The organism is Defluviitoga tunisiensis (assembly GCF_000953715.1).
GTDB classification, from domain to species: Bacteria; Thermotogota; Thermotogae; order Petrotogales; family Petrotogaceae; genus Defluviitoga; species Defluviitoga tunisiensis.
In genome coordinates, this window is the sequence record NZ_LN824141.1 from 1,392,370 (window position 1) to 1,407,719 (window position 15,350).

The window sequence follows — 15,350 nt, forward strand, 5'->3', positions numbered from 1 at the left end:
TAATATATATTTTTTAGTTTATATCTGTAGAAAAAGAAGCCTTTTAGGAGGGAACATGAAATGAAAGTCTTCAAAAATATTTTAATATGGCTTTTTATTGGTGTTTTGAATGCTCTTTTGCTTTGGGCGATAATTCTTTTATTTACGCTTGCTAATTATGGTTTAGGAATTGTTATATCTGTTTTTCTTGTTATTACAGATTGGGCAATATTTTCTTCTAAAGCTTATCCATATAGGTATACCTTACCAGCTTTGTTCTTTTTATTTATACTAACCATTTATCCCATTTATTATACTATTGATACAGCATTTACTAATTATGGGACTGGTCATTTATTTACTAGAACAAATGCAATAGATACACTACTAACAGATTCCAGTTATTATTACGAACCAAGCGATCCTAAGACTCTGGATTTTAAAGTGTTTGTTAGATATGATGAGCAATATAAACCTACAGAAGATTTTATTTTATTGTTATACGATCAAGAAGATATGTATTTAGCAGAAAAACCATTGATAAGGCAATGGGACTCAAAAAATAATTTAATATATGCTGAAAGTGAAATGTTTAAGGTACAGAACGATATGGTTATTAAAGAAGGAGCCACTTATGAAATTATTAGGCCATCTGGAAGTTTATCGACCGCTGGTGGTGATTCTATAATAGCTATTGAAAAGGGAGATATTAGGTATACTTACTTTTATTCACCATTAGATTCTACCACTTCTTCAAATTCATCTTTTTATAATTCTGTTTTGCGTCAAAATTATTTAAAATCCCTAGTTTTAAAGTATGAAAACAAAAATTTTAAACTTTCTAGTTCTTATGTTTTTAGAAAGTTTTCAGAGGCATATAGGGTATATGAAACGATGGTTAAAGTAATAATAGATGGAGAAAGAGAAATATACAAAACTGTGGTAGTAAATACATTAACAAATAAAGAATTGATAGAAAAAGATGCAGCATTTTGGGATTATAACGAAAATGGAAATTTATATAGATTGATTGGTTATAAGGATTATGTTGGGTTGAATAATTTTTCGAAGATAATTAAGGATCCAAGAATTTCTGGACCATTTTTTAAAATATTTGGTTGGACATTTGCTTATGCGGCTTTAAGTGTTTTATTTACGTTTATAATAGGATTAGCTTTTGCATTAATATTAAACGATAATAGATTGAAAGGTAGAATATTATATAGAACCTTGCTTATAATACCATGGGCCATTCCAGCATTTATATCCGTGTTAGTGTGGAGAAATGGTTTTTTTAATGAAACTTATGGTGTTATTAATCGATTTGTTCTTGCGAACTTTGGAATTAATCCTGTTAAATGGTTAAATGATCCTTTTTGGGCTAAAGTCGCTGTATTAATAGTTAATACTTGGCTAGGTTTTCCATATATGATGACTATTACCTTGGGCTCTTTACAGAGTATACCTGAGGATCTGTATGAGGCTGCAGTTATTGATGGAGCATCAAGATGGAAGCAATTTATAAAAATAACCTTTCCTTTGTTAATGGTTTCTGTTGCTCCTTTGTTGGTCATGAGTTTTGCATTTAATTTTAACAATTTTACAAACATATATCTACTTACAGGTGGAGGACCTGCAATGGCCGGTACAAATACACCTGCAGGATCTACAGATATTTTAATATCTTACGTGTATAAACTTGCCTTTGAAGGTTCTCATGGTCAAGACTTTGGATTTGCTTCCGCAATTTCAATTTTAATATTTGGTATTATAGCTATATTTAGTTATTTTAATTTCAAGTTTTCTGGTTCATTTGAAGAGGTGAGCAGATAATGGCCATGATTGAAAAAAAGAACTATTGGTTAAGACATCTAATTTTAATTATTTGTGTTGTAATAATATTGTTTCCTCTAGTTTGGTTAATATCCACATCAATTAGAAGAGATAATGCTGCTTTCTCTCCTAAGTTGTTTTCTAGTAGAATTACACTGAATAATTATAAAGATCTAATAATTCAGAAACAAAATATTCCAGAATTAGTAAATGAATTAACTTCTATAAGTTCGTATATAGGAGACTATAGCAATATTACTATTGAAGAAGCAAAAAAGAAATCAAATAAATTATTAAAGGATTTAGATGCCTACTTTTTAGACACAAATAAAAACTTAGATAGTATAGAGCATCTGTATGGACAAATTTTTTCTCTTTATGAGTCTCAGTATAAAGACCAATTTTATCAAAATATTAATACTATAAGGGTAGAAGATTATAAGAAATTTGAGCAAGAATTTACAAATTTAGTTACTCTTGCAGAAGAGTTGGGAATTAAGGTACAATATTCCAACTTACAAGAATTGATAAAGCAATATTTTTCTCAGAGGGAATCAATAATTTCTACTCTCAGAAATAGCAATTTAAATAAAAATGAAGAATATTATGTAGATACTCTCAATATGCTTTTACAAATACCGCTTAATACTGCTGTATGGAGAGTAAAAACTTACAGAAAATGGGTTAACGAAGAACCAGCAGTAGAACCAATTGCTGAAGAAATATTATCATTAGGAAATATGTGGAAAGATATAGAAACTGAAATGAATCAGTTAATAGAAAGTATTAATGTTCAAGTAAATTATTTGTTTGGAGAAGCCCTTCAAAAAATCTCTGAAACAGAAAGCAAAGTGAATACATTAGATACACATAGTTCTCAAATTGTATCCCAACAAGATACCTTAAAACAAAATAACAAGAAAATATATACAAGATTGGTTGCAATTTCAGATGTCTATATTATGGAGAGAGATAGAATAAAATCCTCTTTTTCTATTTTAGAAAAACATAATCTTGAAAATATTCAAGGTAAAGAACCTGTATTTGGGGAAGATCTGTTGTTTTATGAAACAGTAAAAAAGTTTTCAACCATTATTCCTGATGTATATGATAACTTAAAAACTATAGATGAATTTATTCAAAATGGTTTTGTAGATACTTTATATTTTTACAGTGAAGTCTACAGATTTTTAAATGACAATTTTACCAAAATATATGAGATAAAAGATACTACTGCAATCTCTCCGGTATATAAAGCTATTAAATCATCAACTATTAAAATGTCTGTGTCTCTAGATGAATTACTCCCATTATCCCAAGAGTATAGTAGAAATACAAAAGAATTAGCTAATTTAGGGATTGAGTTATTCAATTTACGAGAGGAAAAGACAATTCTAGAATCTCAATTATCTGAACTCAAAAAAGAATACGAAGAATTGGCTATTAACATCTCAAAAATAGAGTCTTTACCTCAAATATTAGTTTTATTAGAGGCTTCATCTTGCGAAATCACTGATAATTTTGAAGCCACTAATTATTCAACATTAATGCAATCAAAATATTATCCATATTATATACCAGAAAGAAATAGATATGTAGTTATGAATTGGTACAATAGTTTAGTCGAATCAAAGAATAAATTTGATTCTGGTAAAGAAAAGTTAAAAGCGCTTCAAAATAGCTTGCAAACAAACATCGATATATATAAGAATAATTTAGAACATTATCTATCTATAAATTATGGAGGAAACATAGCAACAATAACTCCATTAGCAGAAATGCAAAACTATTACAATACACAATATGGAGTTGCTTCTGCAGACATTTCAAGAGCCGGAAGAATAGTGAGTGATTTATCTGATAAAACTTCTTATAGTGAATTGAAGAAGATGCTAAGAAATGTAGATAAAGATTTATATTTATTGCAACAAGATTGGTCTATTAAAATAAGGAAGCCTTTCATGAGATGGTTACTCAATTCTATCGTTGTTGCTGGAATAGTCTCTGTTTTAACAGTTTTTATGACCTCGGTTGCAGCATACCCATTTTCTAGAATGAGATTTGTAGGTAGAGAACAAGGTTTATATTTCTTACTTATAATTCAAATGTTCCCAGGTGTCATGTTCATGATTGCAATATACGGTATATTAAAGTTCATGGGAGATAGTTTTGGCGTTTTAGGTCTAGACACTATTATGGGATTAATTTTTGCATATATGGGTGGAGTTGCCTATAATATGTGGTTATTTAAGGGATATTATGATACGATACCCGATTCTTTAGAAGAGTCTGCTATGATTGATGGAGCGACTAGATTTCAAACATTTTGGAGAATAGTTATTCCTTTGTCATTACCAGTAATTGCCGTAGTCTTAATTTTGACATTTATGAATACCTTCAACGAGTTTGTAATAGCGAGAATAATTTTACAAAGTGAGTCTAACTATACTTATGCTGTAGGTCTTCAAACTTTTTCAACCGGACCTTATGAAACTGAGTGGGGGCTATTTACAGCAGCGTCACTACTTGGTGCGGTTCCTATGGTAATTTTATTTTTATCAATGCAAAAGTGGATTATAGGCGGTTTGACTCAAGGTTCTGTAAAAGGTTAATTCTAATAAAATTAGGTAATATAATAAAAAATATATCGGTTCGTAAAGAACCGATATATTTTAATTGTGAGCTTAATATTTAAATGTACTATTACCTATAAATTCTCTAATAATTGAAGTACGAGGAATTTCTTCCATTTCAGTTATGGGAAGAAAATAATCAAGGAATCTCAAAAGTCTTTTAGCTTCTGTATATTCGTCAACAGTGTTATCAATATTAAGTAATAAAGGTTCAGCAAACATCTTTAGAACAGCCAGTTCATAAACAAGATGCGAATTGAACATTATATCAGCTTCTTCTTGAAAAGGAAAAATGTTTCGTTGTTCTCCTTTAACAACAGCTGGCCACATTTTAAGAGTGCTTTCGGCAGTATAACCTCTGGAATGATTGTCTCTAACCAATCTTCTAATTAATCTAGTATCAGTGGTAGGAATTCTATTCATACTATCCAAATTCATTTGAGTTAAAGAACTTATATATATTTTAAATTTAGTTTCTCGAGGTATAGACGAAGTTAAAACTTCATTTAATCCATGAATTCCTTCAATAATTATGGGCTGATCTTTTTCTATTTTCAAGGGTTTAGGATACCATGTTCTTCTTCCACTAGTAAAGTCAAATTTTGGCATCATTACTTCTTTTCCAGCTATTAAATCATTCATAGTTTTATTAAACAAATCTAAATCTAAAGCATTTATTGATTCAAAATCATAATTTCCAAATTCATCCCTAGGTGTTTTATCTCTTTCTAAAAAAAAGTCATCTAAAGAGATAGAAATGGGTCTCAACCCATGTACTTTTAAATGTAGCGCGATTCTTTTTGCGCTTGTAGTTTTACCTGAAGAAGATGGACCAGCAATGGTTATAAGACGAATTTTCTTTCTTTTAACTATCTCATCAGCAATCTCAGCATACTTTTTTTCATGTAGTGCTTCTGAAATCCTGATTAATTCTCTAACCTTTTCTGAACCTTGGGAAATCAATAAATTCAATTCGCCGACGGTTTCTATTTCCATAATATTCAACCAGTTTTTGTATTCTTCAAAAGTAAAAAATAATTTGGGAGAATGCTGATAATTTGGAATTTCTTCAGGTTGATTTGCTGTTGGATGAAGTATCACAAATCCATTTTCTACCTTATGCAATTTAAACTTTTGTAAATATCCTGTGGAATAAGGTAAATAACCATAAAAATAATTAAAATATTTGTCAACGTAATAAATATTAACGGTACTTTTTTTGCGGTATTTAAAAAGAAGCGCTTTATCTTCATCACCATTATTTGAAAACATTTCTATAGCATCAAATTTATCAACAGTTTTCTTAACAAACACATAATCTTTTTCAACAATTTCTTTCATTTTATTCTCAATGAGTTGCAAATATTCTTCAGTAGGTATACCGCTTTTAAGTTCACAATATATAGCATCGTTTAGAGTATTATTAACATAAAGCTTATCATCAGGATTAATTTCTTTCAAGGCAATATAAAAAACGAAAAATAAACCTCTTCTATATATTCTTACTCCATCGTTAGTTGTTATGTCACAAAATTGAATGAAACCATCCTTTTCAATTTTTTCAAAAAGTTCTTTTATGTCGTTGTTGAATTTAACATACAAGACTTTCTTATTCTTTTCTTTTTCGTATTGTTTAGCAAGATCAATGAATCTAAATTCTTTAGGAACCTCATATATTTCTCCAGTTTCAGTATCTTGTAAGGTGTAATACATTTTTACAACTCCTTTAACGATAAAAACCCGGCATTTCCCGGGTTCATGGAGCGGATAATGGGATTCGAACCCACGACCCCTTGCTTGGCAAGCAAGTGCTCTACCGCTGAGCTATATCCGCAAACGATGCATAGAAATATAGTATAATCATAACAATTGGAGCAGGCGATGGGGCTCGAACCCATGACCTCCGCCTTACCAAGGCGGCGCTCTACCTGCTGTAGCTACGCCTGCATTTATTCGTATAAATTATACTATATTTAATCGATATCGTCAAGTCATTCTTTAGATTGACTTTTTTTATATAATTTGTTAGAATTAATATACAAATATTTAAAAAAATATGACAAATAATTCATTTTCACAAGATAATATTATATCAGTAACTTATAGTTCGATTCTTTTATTTTGTCAAGCTTCATATAAATTAATCTAGATAGGCGAAGGAGGGGTTATTATGAAAAAAACTGTTGGTGCTATAGCGCTTATATTAATTCTAAGCATTTCTATGTTTTCAGCAGTGGGAGTAGGGTTTAAAGTTGGAGAACCATCGGGATTATACTTGAGAACCTATACTGGAGCAAATAGTTTTGTTGGGGTTACTGCAGCTTGGTCATTCCATCATGATTATTTTCTTGTTAATGCAGATTATAACATGGTGTATCCAAGGCTTTTGGCGGATTTTGATTTTAGTTACGGCGCAGGTGTAGCGATTGGTATGGGAAATGAAATCAATTTTGGTGTAAGATTTCCTTTAGCGCTTAACTACAGATTCCCAGACGTACCTATAATTGTATTTTTAGAAGTTGCTCCTGGTTTTAAATTTTCTCCTGCAACTGATTTCGATTTGAGTGGTGGGTTAGGTTTTTCCTATATGTTTTAAATTATAGTATAAGATAAATAAAATTTAAATAACAATTATTTCTAATGTAGTTTAAGGTTAGTTTTCAAAAAATTTATAGAAAAATGTCACTTCTTACGAAGTGACATTTTATTGTTTTAGGTCTTTTAAAAACTTTGAAATACTTTCAATATCAAGAGTATTTATTACATCTTTAGCTTCAAGCCATCCTTTTTTTGCGATTCCTATTCCATAAGTTATATGGCTCAATCCTTCAATATTGTGTGCATCTGGGCATATTGCGAAAATTACATTTTTTTCTTTAGCATACTTTATATATCTCCAATCTAAATCAAGTCTATATGGATTTGAATTGATTTCAATTATTTTTCCGTGTGATGATGCTATCTCAATTATTTTTTCCATATCAATATCGTAACCGTTACGTGCAAGAAGCAAACGACCAGTAGGATGTCCGAGAATTGTAGTGTATTTGTTTGTTAATGCTTTTATTATTCTCTCTGTCATTTCTTGTTTATTCAAATTAAAATTTGAATGAACAGAGGCTATAACAAAATCAAACTTTTCTAATATTTCATCTTCAAAATCAAGAGATCCGTCTGGTAGAATATCAGATTCTATTCCTTTAAAAATTCTAAAATCATTATAAATTTGGTTTAAATTATCAATTTCTTTCCACTGTTCGAATAATTGTTCTTCATTAAGGCCATTTGCATAATACGCTGATTTACTATGATCTGAAACACCAAGATATGAATATCCTAGGTTTCTGGTCGCCTCAACTAATTCTTTTAGAGAGTTGGTACCATCACTATAACGTGTATGTACATGTAAAATACCCTTAAGGTCGCTGTTGTCAACTAAATTAGGTATAGTTCCTTTTTCAGCTGCTTCAATTTCTCCCATATTTTCCCTTAATTCGGGTGGAATAAACGAGAGACCTAAATTAAAGAAAATTTCTTCTTCGTTTAGGCATTTTATGAGTTCTTCTCCCTTGAAAATACCATATTCATTCATTTTTATTCCCATTTTTTTTGCTCTATGTCTCATAGCTGTATTATGCTCTTTACTTCCAGTAAAATGATGTAAGGCATATGGGAATTGGTACTCTTTTATTACTCTAAGGTCAACTCCTATACCATCTTCTAAAATAACGCTACTTTTTGTATCACCTTTTTCAACAATCTCCTTAACTTTTGGATATTTTATAAAAGTATCAATGACAGTGTTTGGAGAATTTGAGGCAGATAAAATATCTATATCTTTCACTATTTCTTTTTTTCTTCTTAGGCTTCCAGCTATTTCAGTTTTTTTGGCAACATTTGCAGCATCTAGATATTCTTTATAATCTACAGCTTGTGAATACGCTTCTGAATATAAAAAATGGCTGCTGAATTGTTTTATGAATTGTATACCTTTTAAAATGTTATTCTGCATCTTTTTTCCAAATCCTGGAAGATCTAAAAGCCTGTTTTCCAAGCATGCATACTCTAATTCTCTTACCGAGGTAATATTTAATTGTTCGTATATTGTTCTAATTCTTTTTGGGCCTAAACCTGGAATTTTAAGCATATCTATTAATCCTTCAGGAATAGATGCTTTTAGATCTTCATAATACTTTAATTTTCCAGTTAGAACTAATTCAGTAATCTTTTTATTAAGAGCTTCACCGATTCCTTTTATATCTTTTAATCTGTCTTCTTTTACTATAGTTTCAATGTCTTCGTCTAAAAGTTCTATTATTCTAGCTGCATTATAATAAGCTCTAGATTTAAAAGGATTTTCTCCTTTAAGTTCTAGCAATAATCCAATCTCGTTTAAGATTTTAACAATTTCTTTTTTTTCCATATAGATTCCTTCTAAACATTAATATTCTACGTGAAATTCACCATACTCTCCAATAGGGAGATCTTCTTCTTCAATGTATCTAACTATACTAAATCCATTACCTCTTAAGATGAGTGATTTTAACAAATCAACTTTATCCTCTTCACCCTGGACAACAACTTCTACTCTACCGTCACTCAAATTCTTAACATATCCTTCAAGTTTTAATCTTTGGGCGTTGACTTTTATAAAATATCTTAATCCAACACCTTGTACCCTACCACTTAAAAGCCATTTTTTACTTATCATAATGAGATACCTTTAATATTTTAACTGTTTAGGAGAAGAAATAGTTAGGTGCTTCACGGGTTATCTGTACATCATGAGGATGATTTTCTATAACACTGGCATTTGTGATTTTTATAAATTCAGCTCTTCTTTTTAACGCCTCAATATTTTCAGCTCCAATATAACCCATTCCTGCTTTAACACCACCAATTAATTGAACTATTACATCCTTTACCTCCCCTTTATATGGAACCATTGCTTCTACTCCTTCAGGGACTAATTTTTCATTGGGCACATTTTCCTGAAAATATCTATCTTTACTTCCTTTTTCCATTGCGGCAAGAGAACCCATTCCTCTATATGATTTGAATTTTCTGCCTTGATAAATGATAGTTTCTCCAGGAGCTTCTTCAGTACCCGCAAAAATATTACCCATCATTACTGTAGAAGCACCAGCTGCAAGAGCCTTAACTATATCTCCTGAAAATCTGATTCCACCATCAGCAATTATAGGGACATTGTATTTATTTGCAACTTCAGACACTTTCATAATAGCAGAAAGTTGAGGGACACCAACGCCTGAAATTACTCTTGTAGTACAAATAGAACCTGGACCAATTCCAACCTTAAGAGCATCTGCTCCGCATTCGATTAAATCTTTTGCTGCTTGAGCAGTTGCAATGTTTCCAGCAATAACAGGGAGTTCAGGGAATCTTTCTTTTATTGCTTTAAGCATTTGCATAATATTTTTTGAATGTCCATGAGCAGAATCTAAAACTACAAAATCTACACCAGCTTTTACCAGTTCTTCTGTTCTGACTAAGCCATCAGAAACCCCAACAGCAGCTCCAACCACAAGTCTACCTTTATCGTCACGAGTTGCATTAGGATTTTCGATTACTGAAATTATGTCTTTGATAGTAATTAATCCAATTATTTTGCGTTCTCCATCAATAATTGGAAGTTTTTCGATTTTATTATGATGTAAAATTTCCCTTGCTTCTTCCAATGTTATATGAGGACCAGCCACTATTAAATGCTCAAAGGGAGTCATGAGGTCTTTAGCTTTATTATTTGAATTTCTTTCAAACCGTATGTCTCTGTTAGTAAGAATTCCAAGAAGAGTTAAATCTTTATCAACAACCGGTAATCCTCCAATGCCATATTCTTTCATAATGTTTTCTGCTTCTTTAATAGTTGTATTTGGTCCAATAGTAATAGGGTCATAAATTATACCATTTTCTGTCCTTTTAACTTTTGACACTTCATAGGCTTGCTGTTCAATTGATAAGTTTTTATGTATAACCCCAACAGCACCTTCTCTAGCCATAGCCTTTGCCATTTTATATTCAGTTACTGTATCCATTGCAGCGGATAAAAAAGGGATTTTAAGAAAAATGTTTTTAACTAATCTTGAAGTAGTATCAATTTGAGATGGCAAAACGGAACTTTCTTGAGGTAATAATAAAACGTCATCAAAGGTAAGGTATTCTTCCATTGCTTTACCTCCTAATTTTAAAAATTATAATTGATAGTTAACTATAAAAAAAGAGGGAATTACTCCCTCGATTGGTGGAGTCGATGGGACTTGAACCCACGACCTCTACCGTGCCATGGTAGCGCGCTCCCAACTGCGCCACGACCCCATTCTTGATTTAGAATTAATTTAATTATATCATAAAAACAGATGATTTTTCAAGTATATATAAGGTATCAAATTATTCTTTACGATTATTATTAAATGTTCTGTGTGATATAATTATAATTGTATTGATAGATTAACAGACAAACCTATTATTCTTTTCGATACCGAAGGAGATACATGGAGCCCTTCTCTCTTTTGATAAAAAACTCCAAAAAACTCGATAAGGGATCTATTTTAAGAATATAAAACTATTATAAAGGTGCGTTTTAATTTCAAAAACTATATAAAATATATGCGGAGGTGTTTCATGAATACAAACTGGGTTTATATAAAAGACTTAAAAAACCATGTAGATGAATTGGTAGAGTTTAGAGGTTGGGTTTGGAATAAAAGAAGCAGTGGTAAAATAGCTTTTTTACAGTTGAGAGATGGAACAGGTTTTATTCAAGGAGTAGCAGAAAAAAAGGATTTTGATGACGAAACATTCGAAAAAATACGGAAAATAAAAATGGAAACCAGTGTAATATTAAGAGGAATAGTGAAAAAAGATGAAAGGTCTCCATTTGACGTAGAATTGAGTATAAAATATATAGAAATTGTTCATGAACCTGAGGAAGACTATCCAATTTCTAAAAAAGAGCATGGTATCGATTTTTTGATGGAAAATAGGCATCTTTGGATACGCTCGAGACGGCAATTTCATATATTAAAGATAAGAAATGAAGTAATAAAAGCCATTCGAGATTTCTTTAATGAGAATGATTTTGTCTTGATTGACACTCCGATATTTACGGGATCAATTGGGGAATCTGCTGGTAACACTTTTCAATTAGACTATTTTGATTATGGAAAGGTTTATTTAGCTCAAACTGGGCAGCTTTATTTAGAAGCTGCTGCCATGGCTTTTGGAAAGGTTTTTAATTTGGGTCCAACATTTAGAGCTGAGAAATCAAAAACAAGAAGGCATTTAATAGAATTTTGGATGAATGAAGCAGAAGTTGCTTTTTATAGGCACGAAGATAATATTAAACTACAAGAAAGTTTAGTAAATTTTATTGTTAATAGAGTCTTAGCAAATTGTGAAGAAGATTTGATTGAAATTGGAAGGGATGTAGATAAACTGCAAAAAGTATCTCTACCATTTGATAGAATAACTTATAGGGAAGCTGTAACATTTTTAAATAAAAAGGGTTTTGATATTAAATTTGGAGATGATTTTGGTGCAGATGAAGAAACGGTAATCGCTTCACAATTTGAAAAACCAGTTTTTGTCGAAAAGTATCCACGAAAAATTAAGGCATTTTATATGCAACCGTCTGATGAAGATCCAGAAGTTGTGATGTGTGATGATTTACTAGCGCCTGAGGGTTATGGAGAAATTATTGGTGGTTCAGAAAGAATTTGGGATGAAAAATTGTTAATTGAACGATTGAAAGAGTGTAATTTACCTGTTGAAGAATATAAATGGTATATTGATTTAAGAAAATATGGGAGTGTTCCGCACAGTGGATTTGGTTTAGGAGTGGAAAGAACAATTGCTTGGATATGTGGTTTAGAACATATTAGAGAAGCGATTCCATTTGCAAGAACACTTTACAGGGTATATCCATAATGAAGTGAAGGAGTACTAAATATGTTAGAAAGAAACGAAGAATTGGATAAGAGGTTTTTAGATCCTAATGCGAATAGTGAAGATATAGGATCTAAAAATCTAAGACCCAAATATTTAAATGAATTTATCGGTCAAGACAACATTAAGAAAAAATTGTCAGTTACTATTGAAGCAGCAAAGATTAGAGATGATCAAGTTGATCATATAGTGTTGGCAGGTCCGCCAGGTTTAGGAAAAACTACATTAGCACATATTATTGCAAATGAAATAGGTTCTAATTTACATATTACAAGCGGACCCGTTATTGAAAGAGCTGGAGATCTTGCTGCCATGCTTACTAATTTAGAAAAGGGAGATATTTTGTTTATTGACGAAATTCATAGGTTAAATAGATCTATAGAAGAAATATTGTATTCTGCTATGGAGGATTTTCAATTAGATATAGTGATTGGAAAAGGTCCATCTGCTAGATCTATTAGAATAGATTTACAACCATTTACTTTAATTGGTGCTACTACTAGATTGGGTTTAATAGCACCTCCATTAAGAAGTAGGTTTGGAATAGTTTTAGAAATGGATTTCTATCCTCCGAAGGATTTACAGTTGATCATACAAAGGAGTGCTGTTATCCTAAATATAGAAATTACGGAAGATGCTGCATTTCTTTTAGCTCAAAGAGCTAGAGGAACTCCTAGAATAGCGAATAGACTTTTAAAAAGAATTAGAGACTATGTTCAGGTTCAAAATAAAAATTTAATTGAGGTTGAAGATGTAATAAATGCTATGAAATTGTTTGAAATGGATGAAGATGGTTTAGATAAAATGGATAGGAAGATTCTTAAAACTATTATTGAAAATTATGAAGGTGGACCAGTTGGCATAAATGCTTTAGCTTCTTCTCTTGGGATCGAACCAGATTCAATTAGCGAAGTATATGAACCTTATCTTTTGCAATCGGGTTTTATTATAAGAACGCCTAGGGGAAGGGTCGCAACAAAGAAATCTTACAAAAAGTTTAATCTCAATAAAAAGTTATCAGATAAGGATCTCAGCTTGTGGAGTGAAATAGATGAATAACTATTTAATAGATAACTTGTATAGCTTAAAAAATGAAATAAGAGAAATTGCTGTAAAGTGTGGCAGAGATTATGAGAGTATAAATATTGTTGCTGTTTCAAAGAACTTTTCTTCAGAACACATAAGAACATTGTATGAATGTGGCCAAAAGAGTTTTGGAGAAAATAGAGCTCAAGAAATGATAGATAAATATAATGAATTAAAGGAACTTGATATTGATTGGCATTTTATAGGTAGAATTCAAACAAATAAGATAAAGTATATAGTTCAATTAGCGGACTACATACATTCTGTTTGGAGATTAAAGGAGATTGATGAGATTCAAAAGAGGGCCGAATCACTTAATAAGATTCAAAAAATCTTTCTTGAAGTGAATGTGTCAGGTGAAGAAACTAAAGCTGGTCTGAAACCATCTGAAGTTGATGACTTAATAGCTAATATTGTAAAAACTGATACTTATCAAAATATTGAAATAATAGGTTTAATGACTATGGCGCCTTATACAGATGATGAAACTGTTATAAGAAGATCATTTTCTGATCTCAGAAAAATAAGGGATAAATTACAATCAAGTTATAAAACTATTAAAGAACTTTCAATGGGGATGTCCAATGATTATAAGATCGCTATCGAAGAGGGCGCTACATATCTAAGGATAGGTACAAGAATATTTGGTGAACGGCCTTATAAATAGTATATTTATTAAATATATTGAAGAAAAGGAGAGAACAAATGTTTATACTAGGAAATCTTTTTATTGCCATAGGATACGTACTTAGAATAGTTATTATTTTCTTCGAATTTTGTATTATAGTATCTTCTTTATTGAGTTTCTTTATGCCTTATTATAATAAGTTCCGGGGTTTTGTAGATTCTGTATCAAATATAATATTAAATCCCATTAGAAGATTTATTCCTACAATATTAGGAAGTTTTGATTTTTCTCCCATGATTGGTTTATTACTGTTAATATTTTTAGACAGGTTTCTTATTCAGAGTTTGTTAGATTTAGGTTTAAGATTGGGTTGATAAAATATGAAAGTTATAATTTTTTATAATCCTTTAAAATTATTTAAAAAGCAATTAGATGAGATTATTGCATTATTTGAAAAGGAAAATATAAGAGTCACTGGCTGTTTTCCTGCTCAATCAAAAATTACTGAAGAAATGGCTAGTCAGAGTGACTATTTTGTTGTTTTTGGAGGAGATGGGACAGTTTTGAAAGTTGCTGAAAAAGCAGCTATTTTCTCTAAGCCTATTATATGCCTTAATACAGGTAATTTGGGTTTTTTGAGTGCCTATTCAGGTGATGAGATCAAAGAATTAATAAATGATATAAAAAATGGAAATTTACATTTTTCCAAAAGATATCTGTTAGAATGCTCAATAGGAAATAAAACATATTTTGTATTAAATGACGTGGTATTGATTAAAAGCCAACCGCTGGGTACAATTGACATAGAAATAAAAATAGATGGTTCTATGTTGTACTCATTTTTAGCTGATGGGGTAATCATTTCTACCTCAACTGGTTCTACTGCTTACGCGTTATCTGCTGGTGGTCCTATTATTAATCCAAACCTAAATGTAATAGAGATAGTACCTTTGGCTGCTCATGCTTTGAACGTAAAACCATTAATTATCGAACCAACACATAAAATAGAAGTGTTTTTGAAGACTCTTTCTCATGATTTTGCTTATGTTACAGGAGATGGAGATGTGCTATATCAGATAAAAACCAACGAGTCATTCGTTGTAACAGGAAGCGAGAAATATATTAAATTAGCTCAAAAAAATAATGGATATTTTTTTGATGCATTAAAACAGAAATTAGGGTTTGGAAGAAGGTTTGAATGATTTCTGAAACTGCATATTAATTTA

Annotated in this window: 12 protein-coding genes and 3 tRNA genes; 8 read left to right on the forward strand and 7 right to left on the reverse strand. The window is 30.9% G+C overall.

What is annotated here, in order from left to right; all coding sequences use genetic code 11:
- Window positions 1–60: 60 nt before the first annotated feature.
- Both DTL3_RS06395 and DTL3_RS06400 read left to right on the forward strand, forming a co-directional pair.
- Window positions 61–1,812, forward strand: a complete 1,752-nt coding sequence (locus DTL3_RS06395) for an ABC transporter permease subunit (RefSeq protein WP_045088002.1) — start codon at window positions 61–63, stop codon at window positions 1,810–1,812.
- Window positions 1,812–4,424, forward strand: a complete 2,613-nt coding sequence (locus DTL3_RS06400; RefSeq protein WP_045088003.1) for a sugar ABC transporter permease — start codon at window positions 1,812–1,814, stop codon at window positions 4,422–4,424. The genes DTL3_RS06395 and DTL3_RS06400 overlap by 1 nt, the downstream gene beginning before the upstream one ends.
- Before the next feature lie 72 nt (window positions 4,425–4,496).
- On the opposite strand, the gene DTL3_RS06405 is transcribed toward DTL3_RS06400, so the two are convergent.
- From DTL3_RS06405 to DTL3_RS06415, 3 genes are all read right to left on the reverse strand, one after another.
- Entirely contained in the window at window positions 4,497–6,158 is a 1,662-nt protein-coding gene (locus DTL3_RS06405) for a nucleoside kinase (protein ID WP_052670412.1), read from the reverse strand.
- A 46-nt stretch (window positions 6,159–6,204) separates the two neighbouring features.
- Window positions 6,205–6,279: transfer RNA gene (locus DTL3_RS06410), tRNA-Gly, on the reverse strand.
- Between the two features lie 36 nt (window positions 6,280–6,315).
- A tRNA-Thr gene (locus tag DTL3_RS06415) sits at window positions 6,316–6,392 on the reverse strand.
- A 223-nt stretch (window positions 6,393–6,615) separates the two neighbouring features.
- Between DTL3_RS06415 and DTL3_RS06420 the strand changes: the two genes are divergently transcribed.
- Complete coding sequence (locus DTL3_RS06420) at window positions 6,616–7,041, forward strand: hypothetical protein (RefSeq protein WP_045088004.1); 426 nt, start codon at window positions 6,616–6,618, stop codon at window positions 7,039–7,041.
- A gap of 108 nt (window positions 7,042–7,149) precedes the next feature.
- Here the strand turns inward: DTL3_RS06420 and polX are convergent, their stop codons facing one another.
- The 4 genes from polX to DTL3_RS06440 all read right to left on the reverse strand — a co-directional run bounded on the left by polX (window position 7,150) and on the right by DTL3_RS06440 (window position 10,781).
- Window positions 7,150–8,868 carry a DNA polymerase/3'-5' exonuclease PolX gene (gene polX / locus DTL3_RS06425; RefSeq protein WP_045088005.1) on the reverse strand — a complete coding sequence of 573 codons (1,719 nt, stop codon included), beginning with the start codon at window positions 8,866–8,868 and terminating at the stop codon, window positions 7,150–7,152.
- 18 nt (window positions 8,869–8,886) lie between these two features.
- Window positions 8,887–9,156: an acylphosphatase gene (locus DTL3_RS06430; RefSeq protein WP_045088006.1), complete on the reverse strand. Its 270-nt coding sequence runs from the start codon at window positions 9,154–9,156 to the stop codon at window positions 8,887–8,889.
- A gap of 28 nt (window positions 9,157–9,184) precedes the next feature.
- A complete protein-coding gene (guaB, locus tag DTL3_RS06435; RefSeq protein WP_045088007.1) occupies window positions 9,185–10,633 on the reverse strand; it encodes an IMP dehydrogenase in 1,449 nt (482 codons plus the stop codon).
- A gap of 72 nt (window positions 10,634–10,705) precedes the next feature.
- Window positions 10,706–10,781 (reverse strand) — tRNA-Ala (locus DTL3_RS06440).
- A 306-nt stretch (window positions 10,782–11,087) separates the two neighbouring features.
- Here DTL3_RS06440 and asnS point away from each other — a divergent pair.
- The 5 genes from asnS to DTL3_RS06465 are packed head-to-tail and all read left to right on the forward strand — an operon-like array spanning window position 11,088 to window position 15,326.
- On the forward strand, window positions 11,088–12,392 hold the full coding sequence (gene asnS, locus DTL3_RS06445) for an asparagine--tRNA ligase (RefSeq protein WP_045088008.1): 1,305 nt from the start codon (window positions 11,088–11,090) through the stop codon (window positions 12,390–12,392).
- A 21-nt stretch (window positions 12,393–12,413) separates the two neighbouring features.
- On the forward strand, window positions 12,414–13,469 hold the full coding sequence (ruvB, locus tag DTL3_RS06450) for a Holliday junction branch migration DNA helicase RuvB (protein ID WP_045088009.1): 1,056 nt from the start codon (window positions 12,414–12,416) through the stop codon (window positions 13,467–13,469).
- A complete protein-coding gene (locus DTL3_RS06455; protein ID WP_045088010.1) occupies window positions 13,462–14,163 on the forward strand; it encodes a YggS family pyridoxal phosphate-dependent enzyme in 702 nt (233 codons plus the stop codon). The genes ruvB and DTL3_RS06455 overlap by 8 nt, the downstream gene beginning before the upstream one ends.
- A gap of 38 nt (window positions 14,164–14,201) precedes the next feature.
- A complete protein-coding gene (locus DTL3_RS06460; RefSeq protein ID WP_045088011.1) occupies window positions 14,202–14,498 on the forward strand; it encodes a YggT family protein in 297 nt (98 codons plus the stop codon).
- A 6-nt stretch (window positions 14,499–14,504) separates the two neighbouring features.
- Window positions 14,505–15,326: an NAD(+)/NADH kinase gene (locus tag DTL3_RS06465; RefSeq protein ID WP_045088012.1), complete on the forward strand. Its 822-nt coding sequence runs from the start codon at window positions 14,505–14,507 to the stop codon at window positions 15,324–15,326.
- Window positions 15,327–15,350 lie beyond the last annotated feature (24 nt).

Coding starts and splice junctions, on each gene's coding strand:
- DTL3_RS06395 (WP_045088002.1), top strand. CDS start 61: ATGAAAGTCTTCAAAAATATTTTAATATGGCTTTTTATTGGTGTTTTG.
- DTL3_RS06400 (WP_045088003.1), top strand. CDS start 1,812: ATGGCCATGATTGAAAAAAAGAACTATTGGTTAAGACATCTAATTTTA.
- DTL3_RS06405 (WP_052670412.1), bottom strand. CDS start 6,158: ATGTATTACACCTTACAAGATACTGAAACTGGAGAAATATATGAGGTT.
- DTL3_RS06420 (WP_045088004.1), top strand. CDS start 6,616: ATGAAAAAAACTGTTGGTGCTATAGCGCTTATATTAATTCTAAGCATT.
- polX (WP_045088005.1), bottom strand. CDS start 8,868: ATGGAAAAAAAAGAAATTGTTAAAATCTTAAACGAGATTGGATTATTG.
- DTL3_RS06430 (WP_045088006.1), bottom strand. CDS start 9,156: ATGATAAGTAAAAAATGGCTTTTAAGTGGTAGGGTACAAGGTGTTGGA.
- guaB (WP_045088007.1), bottom strand. CDS start 10,633: ATGGAAGAATACCTTACCTTTGATGACGTTTTATTATTACCTCAAGAA.
- asnS (WP_045088008.1), top strand. CDS start 11,088: ATGAATACAAACTGGGTTTATATAAAAGACTTAAAAAACCATGTAGAT.
- ruvB (WP_045088009.1), top strand. CDS start 12,414: ATGTTAGAAAGAAACGAAGAATTGGATAAGAGGTTTTTAGATCCTAAT.
- DTL3_RS06455 (WP_045088010.1), top strand. CDS start 13,462: ATGAATAACTATTTAATAGATAACTTGTATAGCTTAAAAAATGAAATA.
- DTL3_RS06460 (WP_045088011.1), top strand. CDS start 14,202: ATGTTTATACTAGGAAATCTTTTTATTGCCATAGGATACGTACTTAGA.
- DTL3_RS06465 (WP_045088012.1), top strand. CDS start 14,505: ATGAAAGTTATAATTTTTTATAATCCTTTAAAATTATTTAAAAAGCAA.